Annotated in this window: 13 protein-coding genes; 4 read left to right on the forward strand and 9 right to left on the reverse strand. The window is 46.2% G+C overall.

The window, feature by feature from the left end; all coding sequences use genetic code 11:
- Positions 1 to 87: 87 nt before the first annotated feature.
- Complete coding sequence (locus tag VN23_RS03675) at positions 88 to 516, reverse strand: GNAT family N-acetyltransferase (RefSeq protein WP_046353165.1); 429 nt, start codon at positions 514 to 516, stop codon at positions 88 to 90.
- Positions 517 to 719: 203 nt separating this feature from the next.
- On the opposite strand from VN23_RS03675, the gene guaA reads away from it, so the two are divergent.
- Entirely contained in the window at positions 720 to 2,297 is a 1,578-nt protein-coding gene (gene guaA, locus VN23_RS03680) for a glutamine-hydrolyzing GMP synthase (RefSeq protein WP_046353164.1), read from the forward strand.
- 189 nt (positions 2,298 to 2,486) lie between these two features.
- On the opposite strand, the gene VN23_RS03685 is transcribed toward guaA, so the two are convergent.
- The 4 genes from VN23_RS03685 to VN23_RS22355 form a co-directional block, all read right to left on the reverse strand.
- The gene (locus VN23_RS03685; RefSeq protein WP_046353163.1) at positions 2,487 to 3,434 is read right to left on the reverse strand and encodes a DUF4435 domain-containing protein; all 948 of its coding nucleotides are present in this window, start codon (positions 3,432 to 3,434) and stop codon (positions 2,487 to 2,489) included.
- Positions 3,434 to 4,753, reverse strand: coding sequence for an AAA family ATPase (locus VN23_RS03690; RefSeq protein ID WP_046353162.1), 1,320 nt, complete (start codon positions 4,751 to 4,753; stop codon positions 3,434 to 3,436). Before VN23_RS03690 ends, VN23_RS03685 begins: the two co-directional genes overlap by 1 nt.
- 193 nt (positions 4,754 to 4,946) lie before the next feature.
- Positions 4,947 to 5,900, reverse strand: a complete 954-nt coding sequence (locus VN23_RS03695; RefSeq protein WP_046353161.1) for a Shedu anti-phage system protein SduA domain-containing protein — start codon at positions 5,898 to 5,900, stop codon at positions 4,947 to 4,949.
- Between the two features lie 621 nt (positions 5,901 to 6,521).
- Entirely contained in the window at positions 6,522 to 6,872 is a 351-nt protein-coding gene (locus tag VN23_RS22355; RefSeq protein ID WP_046353160.1) for a hypothetical protein, read from the reverse strand.
- A gap of 74 nt (positions 6,873 to 6,946) precedes the next feature.
- On the opposite strand from VN23_RS22355, the gene VN23_RS03710 reads away from it, so the two are divergent.
- Positions 6,947 to 8,034, forward strand: a protein-coding gene (locus VN23_RS03710; RefSeq protein ID WP_156455110.1) for an IS3 family transposase whose coding sequence is annotated in 2 segments (ribosomal slippage) — positions 6,947 to 7,199 and positions 7,199 to 8,034 — 1,089 coding nt in all. Because the reading frame shifts where the segments join, the coding sequence is not laid out codon by codon here.
- 244 nt (positions 8,035 to 8,278) lie between these two features.
- Here the strand turns inward: VN23_RS03710 and VN23_RS03715 are convergent.
- Complete coding sequence (locus VN23_RS03715; protein WP_052746743.1) at positions 8,279 to 10,285, reverse strand: exotoxin A binding domain-containing protein; 2,007 nt, start codon at positions 10,283 to 10,285, stop codon at positions 8,279 to 8,281.
- Positions 10,286 to 11,473: 1,188 nt separating this feature from the next.
- Here VN23_RS03715 and VN23_RS03720 point away from each other — a divergent pair.
- A complete protein-coding gene (locus VN23_RS03720) occupies positions 11,474 to 13,396 on the forward strand; it encodes a lamin tail domain-containing protein (RefSeq protein ID WP_052746742.1) in 1,923 nt (640 codons plus the stop codon).
- On the forward strand, positions 13,386 to 13,946 hold the full coding sequence (locus VN23_RS03725; RefSeq protein WP_046353157.1) for a hypothetical protein: 561 nt from the start codon (positions 13,386 to 13,388) through the stop codon (positions 13,944 to 13,946). Before VN23_RS03720 ends, VN23_RS03725 begins: the two co-directional genes overlap by 11 nt.
- Positions 13,947 to 14,092: 146 nt before the next feature.
- Here the strand turns inward: VN23_RS03725 and serB are convergent, their stop codons facing one another.
- The 3 genes from serB to VN23_RS03740 all read right to left on the reverse strand — a co-directional run bounded on the left by serB (position 14,093) and on the right by VN23_RS03740 (position 16,547).
- The gene (gene serB, locus VN23_RS03730) at positions 14,093 to 14,932 is read right to left on the reverse strand and encodes a phosphoserine phosphatase SerB (protein WP_046353156.1); all 840 of its coding nucleotides are present in this window, start codon (positions 14,930 to 14,932) and stop codon (positions 14,093 to 14,095) included.
- Positions 14,933 to 15,030: 98 nt separating this feature from the next.
- A complete protein-coding gene (locus VN23_RS03735) occupies positions 15,031 to 15,780 on the reverse strand; it encodes a substrate-binding periplasmic protein (RefSeq protein ID WP_046353155.1) in 750 nt (249 codons plus the stop codon).
- Between the two features lie 71 nt (positions 15,781 to 15,851).
- On the reverse strand, positions 15,852 to 16,547 hold the full coding sequence (locus VN23_RS03740; protein ID WP_046353154.1) for a YecA/YgfB family protein: 696 nt from the start codon (positions 16,545 to 16,547) through the stop codon (positions 15,852 to 15,854).
- Positions 16,548 to 16,563: the final 16 nt, after the last annotated feature.

A 16,563-nucleotide genomic window follows, 5' to 3' on the forward strand; every position in this document is an offset into this window, starting at 1 on the left:
TAGCATCAATGCTAGTCTGGCTAAAACACGGCCCGCGCAACCCGCAGGCGAGTATCTATCCGGCTAAATAGACTGGCTTACACAAAACTAAGCCTGATACACGCTCGGACTATGGATCTCCATAAAACGTGAGGAATTCGCCAGCTCAGTAAAACCAAATTGGGTGTACAGCGAGTGCGCGTCCTTGGTTGCCAGCATAAAGCGCCGAATCATTTGCAAATCAGGGTGGGCCTGAATGGTGGCGATTAAATACTTGGCCAAGCCTTGGCCGCGATGCGCATCCAAAATATACACATCGGCCAAATAAGCAAAGCTGGCCCTATCGGTAATCACCCGTGCAAAGCCGATTTGCTGATCCCCCAAGAACACGCCAAACGCCAAGGAATTTTGCGTAGCTTTCGCCACCGTATCGCGTGAAATACCCGGTGACCAATACGCTTGGCTAAGAAAAGCATGAATGGCATCCAGATCAAAGCGTTGCTGATCGGTGCTGATATGGTAATCGCTGATAGGCATGGCGGCGCTCCTTGGCGTAGATCTTACAAGTTTATCCCTTCGGCATTTTTTGCGCTTGCTTTGCGGGAAAGAAAATGCACCGCTATTGCTGTAATAAGCAAACTTCTAGCGCTGTAGCCCTTGTTTGCTGAATACGTGCTAGCCGCAATGGGCTGAGCAAGGTAAAATTCGGCGATTATTTAAACATCAAAGATTTTGACAGCATGGATAAAATTCTGATTTTGGACTTTGGCTCGCAAGTGACTCAGCTGATTGCCCGCCGTGTTCGCGAAGCGCATGTGTATTCTGAGCTGCATTCTTTTGATGTATCGATTGATTTTATTCGTGAATTTAAACCGACCGGTATCATCCTTTCTGGTGGCCCAAACTCGGTTTACGAGAGCGATTACCAAGCCGATCCTAAATTGTTTGAGCTAGGCGTGCCGGTACTCGGTATTTGCTACGGCATGCAATGGATGGCCGAATCGCTAGGCGGCAAGGTAGAAGCAGGCACGGTGCGCGAGTTTGGCTTTGCCGAAATTGGCGCGCAAGCAAGCAGCAAATTATTCGGCGGCCTTGAAGATCGCAAAAATAGCGCAGGCCAAAGCGTATTAGAAGTTTGGATGAGCCACGGTGACAAAGTCACCGCGCTGCCAGCCGGCTTCTCCGTCATCGCCAGCAACGAAGCTTGCCCGATTGCCGCTATTTCTGATGAAGCACGTGGTTTTTACGCCGTGCAATTCCACCCAGAAGTGACTCACACCCTAAAAGGGCGTGAAATGATTAACCGCTTTGTGCTCGATATTTGCGGCGCAAAGCCAAGCTGGACCATGCCTAACTACATCGACGTAGCAGTTGCCAAAATCCGCGAACAAGTCGGTACAGATGAAGTGATCTTGGGCCTATCTGGCGGCGTGGACTCCTCCGTTGCCGCAGCCCTGATCCACCGTGCGATTGGCGACCAACTGACTTGCGTGTTTGTAGACAACGGTCTCTTGCGCCTGAACGAAGGCAAGCAAGTGATGGACACCTTTGCCGAGCACCTTGGCGTAAAAGTGATCCACGTTGACGCCGCCGCGCAATTTATGGGCCACCTTGCCGGTATTACCGACCCAGAAGCCAAGCGCAAAATCATTGGCCGCGAATTCGTAGAAGTATTCCAAGCCGAATCCGCTAAATTGCCAAGCGCAAAATGGCTAGCCCAAGGCACCATCTACCCTGATGTAATCGAATCTGCTGGCGCAAAAACCGGCAAAGCGCACACCATCAAGAGCCACCACAATGTAGGCGGCCTGCCAGAAACCATGAAGCTGAGTTTGCTGGAGCCACTGCGCGAATTATTTAAAGACGAAGTGCGCGAACTAGGCGTAGCGCTCGGCCTAGCCCCAGAGCTAGTCTACCGCCACCCATTCCCAGGCCCAGGCCTAGGCGTGCGTATCCTTGGTGAAGTAAAGCAAGAATTCGCTGATCTTCTCCGCTTTGCCGACGCCATCTTTATCGAAGAGCTACGCGCTACAGTCGATGAAAAAACCGGCAAAAACTGGTACGAACTCACCAGCCAAGCCTTCGTCGTCTTCCTGCCAGTGAAATCCGTCGGCGTAATGGGCGATGGCCGCACCTACGACTACGTAGTAGCACTACGTGCCGTAGTCACTAGCGACTTCATGACCGCCAAATGGGCCGAACTGCCTTACGACTTACTCGGCAAAGTGTCTAATAGGATCATCAACGAAGTGAAAGGTATTAACCGCGTTGTTTATGATGTGTCAGGAAAACCACCTGCTACGATTGAGTGGGAGTAATCCTGCTTTAGTTTTTAGCGGTTGTTGAGTATCACAAACAACAACAAAACCTCAGCCAATGGCTGGGGTTTTGTTGTTTTTGGGTTAATGGTAAATGTTTGTAAATTTCGTGATGGGATTCAGTAATATTTTGGTTTGTTTGGTTGTATATTTTTGCTTAACTAAGGTCTGAATCTAGTTTTCTTCAAGTTAGTGTTCTTTAGTGGGAGGAGCAAAGTTTTGAAGAAATGAAAATAAACACTCTGGCGTGTCGGCGTATTGACTTAACTCGGACAAGCTATTTCCTTTTGTCAGTTGTAGCTTAACACTGCCCTTGTCTTTAAATAAAACTCGGTTGTTTTTTTTGCAGCGATCCTCTTTTAAGAGGGCAATATAGTTCCTAAAAAATTCAAGGTTTTGTTTGCCTCTGAACCACATCTCTTTGTTTAAGGGTAGAAAATGGCTCTTAGATAGGGACTTGTCAATATTTATAGTTTCAGTAAGGTCAGGGAATAATTCGTGCTCTTTGTTTTTAGAATACCTTGCCTCACAATGCTTTAGATCAAATTTAACAAGATCTTTAAACTCTACGTTATTAAGATTCAATCTTCCTGTAACAGCACCTGCTTTTTCTAGTAGTCTATAAGATCGTATCCAATAATTAAAATCTGCGATGCAATCAATATACTGACTCTTGCAGTGCTCGAAAAATTCAATTGAATTTTCATAACAGTTTGAACTGTCACAATTTTCTGAAATACCAAATTCTGAATTTAAAATTAGCTTAAAAGTTGATATGGATGTATATAAATTCTCAATTGAGTAGCATGGCGTAATGTACGTGTCTGGATATGTGCAGATATTTGAATTGTCATCAAAATCTGAATCTACAAAAAATAAACATTTTGATTTTGCATAATCACTATGTTCCCTTATTTTTTTTCTCATTAAAATTACATTTGTTTTTCCACCACAAATAATCCCTGACCAGTGCAAATCAGGTCTTATTGTATTAATCCTAATGGAGTAGTATTTTTCATCCTCTCCTTCAAAAAAAACAGCTGTTTTTCCTTTCGGGGAGGAGTTGATGCGTGTAAATTCTAAAAATTTAACGGACAATGAATCTCTTGCTTTTGAAAGACTCTCTACCCTTGACATCAAAGTTCCTTAATGTACATGGCAAGATCGACGGTAACTCTCTCCAATTCATTTTCGAAAATAAATGGTGAATGAGTAGTGCAAAATAAGAACTTGCATTTGCCAGAATCAACAATGTCAGGGAGTAGTGTTTTCTGCCATTCTATAGAAAGTGACAATTCAGGTTCATCAAAAAATATTGCTAAGTCATTTTTTTTCTGTAAATACAGTAGTGCAAATAATGAAATAATTTGTTTTTCACCTGACGAAAGACTTTCAATGTCTACGGGGCGCCTATTTTTCTTTCTTACAATTTCTATTGTTACATTACTTTCATTATAAACAACCTCCTTGTCATTAAGATATTTGTTGCTAACTTTGGTGAATGATTGAATGGCTTGATCATTTTCTTGTTGTTGTTCATATACAGACAATAAATTAGCGACAAAATATACCAATGGGTCGTGATCTTTTAAAATCTCACCACTTCTCACTAAATTGAGTATTTGTTCTTTATGGGATATTGATATATTTTTCCCTATGCGTTCTAGTACGATTTCAACAGACCTTGGTTCGGAAATTGAGTTTTTCATTTCATCTGTAACTTCAAATCCATTTACCAGTTGAGATAACATCTGGCCATTTATTTTTGAGAACCATTCGACTGAAGAGCTTAAAATTTCTGAAGTAATGCTCTTTATGCTTTTATTTACATCACTCATACCAAAATTTATTGATGAGTGGCCATCTGTCTCATCGTCAGATATTGCGCCAAATGCTCGAATGTCTTCTTCAACTCTTCTGTAAGTTGGCAAATATAGAGATTTATATGGAAACTTGGCTTTTAGGGTGGTTAGTTTGGCTTTAGTTTTTGAATTTATATTTTTTCTGTCTTTATTCAATCTAAAGTCAGATAAATATTCTCTAAGGATTCGAGTTGGATAGTCTAAAGCTTTGCTAGCACGTCTAAATAGTGGCGAAGATTCAATCATTGAAGGTGGAAATCTTCTAATATCATCAAGTAGCTCAAGTATAAAGTCACGTCCTAATTTAGATTCTAAGTGGGAGAACAATGGATGGCCTTTAATAGACTCTAAATCAGCATCAAAATCTGACTTTTCAAAAGATATATCTACACCATCTTCAAATTTAATTCCTATTTTTTTAAATCCAATTTTCCTTAATTTTGATATGTCCCCAGATAATAGTGCATAAAATGAATTTAGGATGGTTGTTTTTCCATAGCCATTTTTTGCCACTATTATTTTATACTCACCATTAAAAGGTATCTTTACATCCCGTTCGTCATAGAGACCATCAATGTAAAATTCTTTAATCATCTAAGATTCCTTTTTTAAAAATTTGTGCTAAGTTATTATTAATTAAATAAATTTACACATAGTCTAATAAATAAATATGCAATAACAATTGGGGTCAGGTCTTACATTTTGCAAAAAATAACATTTATCGTGGTTTGTAAGGCTGGTTAAATTAATTTCTTCATGTCAAATGTAAGACTCGACCCCATAGGTTTTAATTTTGTCCAAGAATTCGTTTTGCTCTTTCTAATACATGATCAAAGGTCATAATCGTCAAATTGTGGTAGCTGGAGTTTAAAATCCTAAACGCTTCTTGCTGTTCAGAATTCCAACTATTAGAACGCCCATATATAAGCGTGCATCTAGGTTTTATTGTCCTGACACCGCCAACGCGTTCAAAGAACTTATGGCTATCAGCCTCTCGTTCAACTTCATAAATATAAATCGAAGCTTGAGTTATCGCTTTAATTAAATCAGAGTGAGGGATATAGTTGCCATGATCTAAGGATGACTGCCAAAATTTAAGTCCTCCTTCTGGGCGTTTTATTTCTACAATATCAAGAAAACCATCATAGCTCTGCATAAGAAAATCAGAAATATTCGCAGTGTCTATTGTTCGCTCATCAAGGACCTTCACAAAGTCAGTCCCCAAAACCCAAGAATTTATTTCAAACCATTTTTGCCAATTATGCTCAGCAAGATCCAACTCAAGCATTGCATTAAATTCATCAATTGCTCTTGAGCGTTTTGCGTGTGCTAAGCCAATTTCAAGATCTCTGGGTATAACGTCATTCTTTATTAAAAAATCTAACATTCTTTGACGATCATCTAGGTTCAATAACTGCCGTATTTGATCGGCAACACTAATATCATATGGATTATCTAATGGTATAAATGCTTTAGTGCCACTTTTGAAAGGTTCATAATTCTCTTGAATGAAGCTGATTAGATTAGAGAATTCCTCGCCAGTTAAAGTAAGCTCGCTTTTGGGATCGTCAAGTTCAGCTACTTCCGTACTTGTCCAGTCTTTGGGTTTGTTGTAACGCCCTAGCTCCAAATATATTTCATCATCACTAGTGTTGTGGGGCACTTTCCATAAGCCTGCTCGGGTAACGACAGTTTTTTTATCTTTTAAAACTGTAAATTTCTGACCGCTGACTTTTGCCACAGAAACCTCCGTGTGATTAAAACTGCTAACGATATGTAAACACCTTAAAATGGCATAAAAATCATCACCTTGGGTGTATAAGAACGCTGAGTCCCATGAAGTGCCTTGCTGAGTTTAGTCTGACGTACGTATGGTGCCATATTACACCAAGTTGACTAGATATTTGCATTGCGTTCGTGATCTTGATCAGGTTTGCGATCGGTAATGTAGGTAATTGGGTAATGTAGAAAATGGGGACAGACCACAGTTAAGTCAGGCTATTTTTTTTGATGACGAATATCCTGCCCTCTTTATGTTGAGATGGTTTTTCCGATTTCACTCTGTACTGCCTGCGGGGGTAGTGTATGGATATTGTAAGTGAGCGCTAGCTATTGATAGTCGATCTCCGCGATAGAATCGATTCCTTCGCAGTAAAAACAGTTATAAATTGAAGCTTTTTAATAAAAACGATTATGGCTGATGGGGTTAGGGCTACTGGGTTTTGTTGGTTTGATTGTGAGGGCGGGTTACGCCTTTGGCTAACCTGCCCTACATCGAAAAACCAATGGGGTCAGGGGGCAGGTCTTACATTTTGCATCAGATAAAACTTATGCGAGTAGACGGGGCAGTCCTTGCCTTTTGCTAAATTCTATCCTGCTGGCTGAGTTGATTAGTTCCTTTTGTTGTAAATAGATAAATTGCAAAAGACAAGGAGGCATATTTACGCATCAAACGGTGTGAAAAACGCTCAAGCACTTTGTCGTAGGCGGCGCGTGCCTGCGTACTGTCTGCAATGGTGGCCGATATGGGTAGAATAATTGGAGCGGGAACGAGGCCATCACGTCGCAATATATCGTTGATTAAAAAGCGCGAAATTCGGCCATTGCCATTCGCCATCTGGCGAATATAGACAAAGCCGAAAGGCGCCACTGCGGCGCGCACATGCGCCTTAGCTGCGTTCAAGAAAGTGCGGCTAGCCGGAAAGCAGGGCATTCGTTTGGTAATCCCCCCACAAAACCAGCTCATTTTTAAGTAGAATTTTCTCGTAGTCTTTGAGGAGCTTCTACATGAAAGCAGCACGTTATTCCGACAGCCAGATTATGGCGATTTTGAAGCAAGCCGAAGCGGGTTCGACCGTCTCCGATCTGTGCCGCGAGCACGGTATGAGCGCCGCATCTTTCTATAAGTGGCGCGCTAAGTTTGGCGGCATGGACGTCTCGATGATGACGCGCATGAAAGAGCTGGAGGACGAAAATAAGCGCCTCAAGAAGATGTATATCGAAGCCCAGATGCAAGCGGATATCATCAAGGAGGCCATGTCAAAAAAGTGGTGAAGCCATCTCAGCGTCGTGAGATGGCTCGCTGGGCCGTTGAAACCAAGGCCGTGTCCATTCGTGCGGCATGCGCCAGCTTTTCAATTAGTACGACTTGCTATCGCTATATTCGTAAGTTGGATGCCGAAAACGCCAAAATCGCCGATTCTCTAGTTCAGCTCACAGAGGAACACAAAAGCTGGGGCTTCGGCCTCTGCTTTTTACATCTGCGCAACGTCAAGAAAAAGCGCTGGAATCATAAACGGGTCTACTGGATTTACTGTAATTTAGAGTTAAATCTGCGGATTAAGTCTAAAAAGCGCTTAGAACGCGAAACGCCAGAGCCATTAGCAGTGCCAGAGACAAAAAATGAAACGTGGTCGATGGATTTTATGCACGATCAATTGGCCGATGGCCGCAGCATTCGCTTATTCAATGTGATTGATGATTTTAATCGGGAAGGATTGGGCATTGAAGTCGACTTCTCTTTGCCAGCAGAACGCGTAATACGCAGCTTGAATCAAATCATTGAATGGCGCAGCAAGCCCAAGCGAATTAGGTCCGATAATGGCCCTGAATATATTAGCCATCTGCTAAAGAATTGGGCGGAACAACAATCGATTGAATTAGCTTACATTCAGCCAGGTAATCCGCAGCAAAACGCATATATTGAGCGCTATAATCGCACCGTGCGTTATGAATGGCTGGCCTGTGATGAATTTGAAAGCCTTGCTGAAGTGCAAGAAACAGCAACGCAATGGCTTTGGATTTACAATAACGAGCGCCCGCATATGGGATTGGGCGGCATCACCCCGAAACAAAAACTGGCATTGCATGCCTGACCTCTACTTTTAAGTGAGCTTAAAAATGGGGGGATTACCGTTTGTTCTCAGTGCGGAGCGATGTAATCAACAAGGGCTTGATAGTGAGCTGAATACTCACCGTAAACAGGGAAGCGGCGCAGGCCGTAGCATGGCTTTCATGTAGAGCGCCTCAAAGACGGCGAGAAAACTCTACTTAAGAAAGAGCTGGGGGATTACCAGCAGGCTCTCCGCCCTCATGGGCGGCGAGCCTGCTGGCAGCGTGTCAGCGCTTGGTGACGTAGTTGGGCAGTGGGCTGATCTTTTTCTCGTAGTCCGGCACATTGAGTTGTGAGCCGTTATTGCCCCGAATCATTGACGGAATTACCACCGCATGTTCCGCCAGATCCCAACCCAAGATGGTTTCATCCGGGTCGCCGGGATCTTGCGGCCCGGTGATCGATTCATATCCCAAGGTATCTGCAAGCGTAATATTTCGGCCGAGCAAGCGACCAATTTCTCTGAGCGCTGCGGCCTCGTCGCTCAGTGCCTGGTTGGTGCGGAATAACCGGGAGAGAGCGGTGCCGGGTACATAGACGCGCATCATGGTGCCCGTTGCGCCGGTATTGTTATCCAGGGCGTAGCCGTAGGCGACTTCCGGATCGCTGGCGATGTAGAGGCCGCGCCAGATTGGCTGCAGGTCCTGAGACCGGCGAGTGATGCCGCCGGTCACAATGCTTCTGGCGGCAGCGATCGAACCGCCGTGATAGCCGGCGAAGACATAGCCCAGATCCAATAGCCGCTGATGGGTGGCCAGCAGGCGGTCCTGGCTCCAGTTGCGGGTGGTGCCATTAGGGAGGAATTCCACTGGCTCGCCCGGTGCAAAATAGTCTGTGCCGGGGTGGTACTCGCGGTTGACGTGCGCGCCGGCGGCATCGGGTGCGTTGCAAGGTGCGCTGTCGGCCGGGCAAGTTAAGGACAGCACGTCCGCTCTTTGCGCGTCATCGGCACTGCTGCCCGGGTGGTTGGCGCGGTAGGCGTTCAAGCGGGCTTCTGCCTCGGCCAACCCTTCGCGGGCCAGTTCCGGCGTTTCACGCACTACGCTTCCCAATTGCTCCAGCGCCACGGGGTCTTGAGCACCGCTGACTGGGCGGGAATGGATCAAATCCTCGACCACCTGGCGGAAGCGATCGAAAGACAGCCGGGTAGCAATGTACAGGCCGACGATGTTTTCCACCCGGAAGCCGCAGGCAGATAGCTCTTCCCAACCCCTGGGTTGGCGACTGCGGGCTAGCGATTCCAGCGGGATGCCGCAGACACGGTGCGCGGATAGCGCGCCGAGTGCGTTTTCCTTGCTGAAGTGCACCCGGTGCTGGATCGGCGCTTTGGCTACCGGCTTGAATTCATTGATCTGGGGATTGCCAGCCACCACCTTGTATAGCGAGCCCTCCCAAGTATTTTTCAGTTGACAGCGATTTTGGGTGACGTAGTTGTAGATGGCGTCTAGCGGGTCCAGCCAGCACAGCAGGATGCCGCTATGCCATTCGCTCCAGCGCTTTTGCCGGCTGTGCTGGGTCGGCGCGGCGGTATAGCCCACGCCCGGCCAAGACAGGATGATGTCGTTCATGGCATTGGCGGAGCTGAACGCCAGCTTAGCCTTGGCTGGCCAGCGCGCTAGGGCGGCATCGTCCAAGTCCACGCTGTATAGCGGCGAGTGATCGACAATCTTTTTATTGCTGTCGATGTCCATGATAAATAACTTGATGCTGGTGGGCGCGTCTTTGCCAATCGGCACGGCCCAATTCAGGGTGAACCATTCGGTGCGGCGTTTATGAGTAAATTTTTTGACCTGGCCATCGGGTGTGGCTAATTCGATGGTTAAACTGCCCGGCGCGGAGCCGGTGTCGTAACCATCGTTGATCCGAATCTTGGCGAAGTCGTCAATTTTGATGGTGGCGCTATTATTGGCGGCGGAGGCGAAACGGTCTTGTACAAACATCGAATAATATAAAACGCCCTCATCCGGTGATGGGGTGATTTGCACCGGTAGCGAGGTGCTGATGAACTTGCCGGGTTCGGAGGGGGAGAGTATGCAGCTGTCGGCGCATTGCTTGAATATTTCGAAATCGGTCTTGATGATGGAGCTTGCTGCCTGTTGGAAACCGGCGGCAGCCACTGTATTAGATGGACGAACCTCCTCGGTTGCAGATGGACGGACCTCCTCGGTTACGCATCCGGACAATAATGGAATGAGCCCCGCAGCAATGGCAAACCCTTTATAAAGTCTCATCATATAGTGCTCCTTGCGATTGAATAAAAATGAGGTGGCCTGACAATCAGCTCCATTTGTCTACCAGACCGGGGGTAGTAGGGGGCATGATTATTGGACTTAGTTCGGGAGTCCCTCTGCATAACTTCTTTTAAGATGTTCGGCCAGCAGCTGTTTCACGATGTTGACGATCGATAAATTCTGGAGCACCCGCGAAGTTTGGCGGTATCTATAAAGTGCAAAAGCGGCTCTACTGCTATGCGTACTTTGCAAAGCTCCCGCAACGCGCAATCGCGTCTCTATTGGCATCTGATATTGCCAATACCACCGGCAAGCCTAATGGCGATTTGAGTTCTAAGGCACTATCTGGAGAAAGACAGGCAATTGCATAGCAATAGGCTGGTTCTCTCGCTGCCCGTTACGTGTTGCGGAGCTGTTCACCTCATGCAGCGGCGTCGTCAGGCTGAAGAGAGATAAGCCGCTGATCCTGATTAGAAGCTGTGGTGAATGAGGCAAATAGATCAAATGTCATAAAAACCAATGGCTTACGGCAGTAACAATATGTTACATGAAGCTTTGTATTTCTCGCACTATGTTTTCAGCACTTGTATGGTGTGATTATGCACAAAAAAGTATTTGTAAGGTAAATGCCGTACGGGGACCATTAATGCAGCATCTGGCAAATCGTGAAGTCGTGTAGGGCGGCTTAGTTTTATCAACCTACGCTGATTACCCGTTGTTATGTTGGAATCAGATTGGCGATGATACCTTCGGCTAATCGGCCCTACATCGTAGGTGTATTTGATTTAAGCTCTTTATTTACAACGCTTTGCTGGCAATATATCGACATTTATTTGCATCTGGGGCGAAAACTTAAGAGTGCTTTTAGGGGAAGGTCTTTCGTTTGACATGAAGCAATCCACTTAACTAACTTTGCAAGTATCTGTAAGACTTTCCTTGTATGAAATGTAAGGTGTGGTTTCTTTGCTATAAGCTGGTTTTTTTGCGTTTGGTGTTGGCGGGCATAATTTATCTTCGGAAGTCTGCAATTAGTCAGTGTTTAGTAATTAAACCTAAGAAAATGTTTGGTATGGTATTGGCATTCGTGTAGGCTGCGTAAGTATTAGAAGACTCTTAATTTATAGCGATGTTGTGGTCTGTATTAGGATGGCATAGCGCGTTTTTTACCAAGCAATTCTCTTGAGATAGTAAATGAATAACGATCGTTTGCAGCAATATGGTGTGGGTTTGGCTGGTTTAAGTTTGAGCTTGATTTTAACTGCGTGCGGAGGTGGCGGAGGGGATGCTGAGCCTGCCAGCGTAACGCCAACTGCGCCTCCATCTGTCATTGTTCCCACCTTAACGCCAACTCTGGTGCCTGATACCGGTGTAACTTCTCTGCCTCCTACGCCAACGCCTGTGCCCGCATCTGGCCCTGTTTTGCCGGGCGCTTTATTAATTAGTGAAGTTTCAAGTAATTATTTAGACCAAACAGGCGCATGGCTGGAAATTTACAATAGCAGCGCTCAGGATTTGTCTTTGAATGGCGTTAGTTTGCGAACAGCAGGGTCTGGATGGCGAGGCGCGTCGGAATCATTTCTCTTGCCTGCCAATACACAGGTTAAGGCGGGCGGCTATTTGCTAGTGGCGGCAAAGATGGCTCAGAAAAGACAAAATACCGATCAGATTGTGTATGTTAGCGATTTTCAAAGCACGCCGTATTGGGATGAAAATGGCGCAGTTGAGCTGGTTAAGGATGGCGTAACGCTTGATTTTGTCCGCTTTGGTAATAGCACGGCTATGCCAGTTTCTGCTGGCGCATGGCTGGGTAGTAATGTGGCGGCGATGCCTGTGACTTATGGCCAATCCTTGGTGCGTTTGGGCGATATGAAGGTCAATTCGCGCAGTAAGCAGGATTGGGCTTTAGTTCCTTTTGCTACGCCTGGCGGGCTTAATGATGTTGCGGCGGCAGCGGTCGATCGGGATCATGATGGTATTCCCGATAGCGCAGAAGTGCCAGGTGGAACATTTGCAGGGATTGATTATTATGCAATGGGCGCAAGAGTAGGTCAGCCTGATGTTTTTATTCAAATTGATCATATGAAGTCTAATGATCTGGGAATCATTCCTGCTAAAGAAGCCATGCAAAAAGTGGTAGATGCATTTAAATTGCGTAATATTGCTGTGCATTTTGATTCAGGCACTTTATATAGTAATGAATTTAGCCCCGCCAAATTTAATTTGGGTGGTAGCCGTGTGAGTAGACATAATGAAGTGGCTTATCACCAATGCCTTGGTATGAGTGAAAAATTCAATTGTGCTTCGATCTATGATTATAAAGATCAGAGTATGGATATTCGTCGTAAGCAGGTATTTCACTACCTGATGATGGCTAATTCACAGAAAGAAGATGGCACGGCAGGCTCGTCTGGATATGCAGAAGTTATTGGTAACGATATTATCGTTACTTTGGGTGATTGGAATTTAAATACTTCAAGTGCGAATGAAATCAATAAATTAATCAATTTTCAAGCCGCAACAATAATGCACGAGCTAGGACATAACCTGGGTTTGGATCATGGCGGGGACGAGGGAGTTAATAATAAGCCTAATTATTATAGCGTCATGAATTATCTTTACCAATTAATGGGCTTGGGTAGTAATGCTCAATCGGCTTCTGCAATTGATCGTTATTTCTTTGCCAAGCAGGCTAATGGTTTGGGCTGGAATTCCTTGTGTAAATTGGATGCAGGCCCGTGCAGCAGGGATTTTAGAATAGATTATTCGGATGGATCGGGTAGCAGGCTGGATGAAAATAATCTTAACGAATCAGCCATGATAGGCAGAGGCTCGTTTGGGGCTTATGCGGATTGGAATCTGGATCAGCAATTTAATCGCTCAAATTATGCTTTAGATTTGAATGATGATGGCAATAAAGCGTATTTGTACGACTACAATGACTGGGGTAATCTTACTTTGGCTTTTGCGCGTGTCGCCAGTGGTAATAGCGGGGCGTCGATGAAACGGAGTGCAAGCGTGGCTGCAATTAATCCTATCTTGAATGATAAACAGCGCTGGTCGGTCGAAACAGCACCTTCTGCAAGCTTTATGGCAGCGGTGCGTCGTGCGCACTAAGTGGCTGCTTCTGGTGCTTGCTCTGAGCAGCTTTGCTCAGGCTGCTGAGCTGCGGATTAGTGGCGCCAGCATGATGAAGCCGCTTGAGGGCGAGGTGCAATCGGCAAGGCTGAAAGCGGGCGCAGCGCACTTTGTGCTGGCTGAGGGCGAGGCGGTGGTATCGCCTTGGCCGCTGGCTTGGCGTGCCTTAGCTAAAGGTACGTTGCTGGCCGCAGAGCGTGCGCCACACCCCGCCGGGCCGGTGAGCCGCTTGCGATTACTTGCGGGTGATCAGCCTTTCTTGGAGTTAATTGTGGGAGGCTACGCAGGGACGACGGTGCAGGATGGCTGGCGGCTGGGTTTTAAAGACGGCAAGGCGCTGCTCGTACAGGGAGATGAAAGCCAGCCATTTTTGCGCAAAATGCGAATGAAAGATCAGGCAGGGGCGCGTTGGTGTTTACGCCTACTTGCAACGCATGATGTGCCTAAAGTGGCTTCTGGCATGGCACAAGAAGCGCAAATCAAGGCAGATTGGCTACGCTACTTACCGCGCAAGGGGCGGTGTGAGTGATGCGTGTTGATTGGAAATCAATGATGTAGGGTGGGCACGATTTTGTGCCCACGCATCGTTGCTCATTTTGGGGCATTGTCAGCATGGGCAAGGTAAAACGTTTTGCCCACCCTACATGTTTCAATATTTGGATTTGGTCGGTCACTTTAAATAAAGTAATTCAACACGCCATCTAACCCCACCTGATTAATACAATATGGTGCTTCGCGTTGCACGAGTGGTTTGGCGTGGCAGGCAACGCCAAAGCCTGCTTCTTTGAGCATCGGTAAATCGTTAGCCCCATCTCCCATCGCCACAACTTGATCGGCACGCAAGCCTAGCTCGGTCCGGTATTTGATGAGTTCAGATTTTTTGCGTTCAGCATCAACAATATCGCCAATCACTTTGCCGGTAAGCTTGCCGTTTTCAATTTCTAATACATTGGCGATGGTGCGAGTGAGGCCTAGTTTTGCTTGTAGTTTCTCGGTAAAGAAAGTAAATCCACCCGAAATAAGCAGTGTTTTTGCCCCCGCATCATGAAAACCTTTAAGCATGGCTTCGGCACCTGCCATGAGCTTAAGGCGCTCGGTGTAAACGCGCTCTAGCGCGCTTTCATCTAAGCCTGCTAATAGCGCTACGCGGCGTGTGAGGCTTTCTTGAAAGTCGATTTCGCCGCGCATGGCGCTGGCGGTAATGGCCGATACTTCTGCTTTAATGCCCTGCATATCAGCGATTTCATCGATGCATTCGATAGTAATCAATGTGGAATCCATATCCATCACCACGAGGCCAATATCTTGCACCTTGGTGTCTTCAGGAATAAAAGCGAAATCAAGCTGATTGGATTCGCAAAAATCGGCGACGGCTTCTTCGTTGCTTATCTCAGCGCCTTGTAAACGAAACGCCTGCTGATGAATTGCTTCAATACTGTGTGCGCCTGAAAGGCGGGCAAGTTGCTTTAAGTTTTGCGTGGCAATTTCTGGCGCTTGGATAACAAGACGGAACATATGAATTCTCTGCAGGGCTTTATCTAAGGGCTTGATTGTAACTGTTGATCAGCACTAAACATACCGCTTGCCGCGATAATGAGAGCGTGTTTGCTGCTTTATTCTTGTGTGGTGTTTTTAAATTGGCTGGATTCACGCACCTGGCTGATATCTTGCCAAATGGTTTGGCTCAATTTGGATTTTTTGCTTTGAAATGAATGAGAAAAAGCCAGAAATAGATCGCTGATTAAAAAAGGCTGGGGGAGCTTTTCTATTTGCTGCGCGTATTCGGGGTGAGTTTTAAGCGAGCGATCACCTTGGCGCTCTTCTGCAATAGCAATTTGGATGAGGCCCATACTGAGCTTTCTGAATAGATCATCTACCGATTGCGAGCTGTCTTCGCTGGGAATTTGCCTTTGTTTTAATACGCTGGCGGCCATATAGCCTGCTTGTACTCCAACCGCGCCAGTGAGGGGGGAGAATTGCTTGCCATTCCAAAAGTTGGTGCTGTCTTTGCGCCGATAAACTGAGCGTGTGGTGGTGAGCAGGCGCTGCTCGTGCAAAGGTTCTGCCTGACTATTGAGCGGATAGGCTGCAATGGTTCGCCGCTCGGGTAAATAGGCAATGCCAATCACGCCATCGTAGCTGCCTGCCTGGACTTCTTTCAGGCAGCGTTTCCAGGGCAAGGGGTGATAAATAAAGTTTAAATCGAGGCGCCCGGCCACAATATTGAGCAGGAAAAAGCTAAGCCCAGTGCCATTTTTTAAGGTGCTGGGGTAGGCATCTTCATTATCAAAACAAAGTTTTACGGTTTCTTTTGCCGTACAGGGCAGGGCCAGCAGGCAAGCAAGGAGGAGGAGGCGTTTCATTGTGCTAACTCACTAAAAGCTATCTTTAGCATAGTGTGCCTCTGCCTCTTTGCTGGTTTATTCTGTGCTAATTATGCACCGCAACATTTTTTGAATTTCTTGCCGCTGCCACAGCTGCAAGGATCGTTACGGCCAATTTTGGGGCCGTCATTCACAATGGTTTCTACCTTGCCAAATTGCTTGTTCAGCCACCAGTGCAGCACGTCTTCAATCAGCCAAGGCAGCTCGTCAATCAGCGCATCACGGGCCTTGATGCTCAGCACCAGTTCTTCGTCATCTGGATGATGGCCAAGCTCGAGGGTCAGAATCTTGGCAACGATTTCGTAGAGGTCTTCGTTCTCATCCAGCGTATCTTGCCAAAGGTCTTCACGCAGTAAAACACCGGCTCTAAAGCCTGAGGCCCAGTAAGCGCCCAGCGTTTCACGCCATTTCTCATCAATGCCTTCGTCTTGCAAAACGATAGGCACGTACAAAGGCTCTTCAGTTTCTTTATTGCGAGATTTGAGCGAGAACGCAGCTTGAATGGCGGCGTGATGGCGGCGGATTAATTCGATAATCTCGTCTTTTTCTGCCGCATCTTTAAATTCTGGTGCTTGGCCTTCAAAAATATGCGGCAACCATTCTTCTTCGGGCGCTTGCTCCGGGCTGATCGCTAGTGCAACAAAGAAACCATCGATCATTTCCAGATCCATGGTCTCTGCGCCTGTGGCATCAGACATTAAAAACGCATCAAGGCGTTCAAGTTCGGCTTGCTTTAGTGCTGACATACTGTATTTCCAATAA

Source organism: Janthinobacterium sp. B9-8, assembly GCF_000969645.2.
Taxonomy (GTDB): Bacteria; Pseudomonadota; Gammaproteobacteria; order Burkholderiales; family Chitinibacteraceae; genus Iodobacter.

Coding starts and splice junctions, on each gene's coding strand:
- VN23_RS03675 (WP_046353165.1), bottom strand. CDS start 516: ATGCCTATCAGCGATTACCATATCAGCACCGATCAGCAACGCTTTGAT.
- guaA (WP_046353164.1), top strand. CDS start 720: ATGGATAAAATTCTGATTTTGGACTTTGGCTCGCAAGTGACTCAGCTG.
- VN23_RS03685 (WP_046353163.1), bottom strand. CDS start 3,434: ATGTCAAGGGTAGAGAGTCTTTCAAAAGCAAGAGATTCATTGTCCGTT.
- VN23_RS03690 (WP_046353162.1), bottom strand. CDS start 4,753: ATGATTAAAGAATTTTACATTGATGGTCTCTATGACGAACGGGATGTA.
- VN23_RS22355 (WP_046353160.1), bottom strand. CDS start 6,872: ATGCCCTGCTTTCCGGCTAGCCGCACTTTCTTGAACGCAGCTAAGGCG.
- VN23_RS03715 (WP_052746743.1), bottom strand. CDS start 10,285: ATGATGAGACTTTATAAAGGGTTTGCCATTGCTGCGGGGCTCATTCCA.
- VN23_RS03720 (WP_052746742.1), top strand. CDS start 11,474: ATGAATAACGATCGTTTGCAGCAATATGGTGTGGGTTTGGCTGGTTTA.
- serB (WP_046353156.1), bottom strand. CDS start 14,932: ATGTTCCGTCTTGTTATCCAAGCGCCAGAAATTGCCACGCAAAACTTA.
- VN23_RS03735 (WP_046353155.1), bottom strand. CDS start 15,780: ATGAAACGCCTCCTCCTCCTTGCTTGCCTGCTGGCCCTGCCCTGTACG.
- VN23_RS03740 (WP_046353154.1), bottom strand. CDS start 16,547: ATGTCAGCACTAAAGCAAGCCGAACTTGAACGCCTTGATGCGTTTTTA.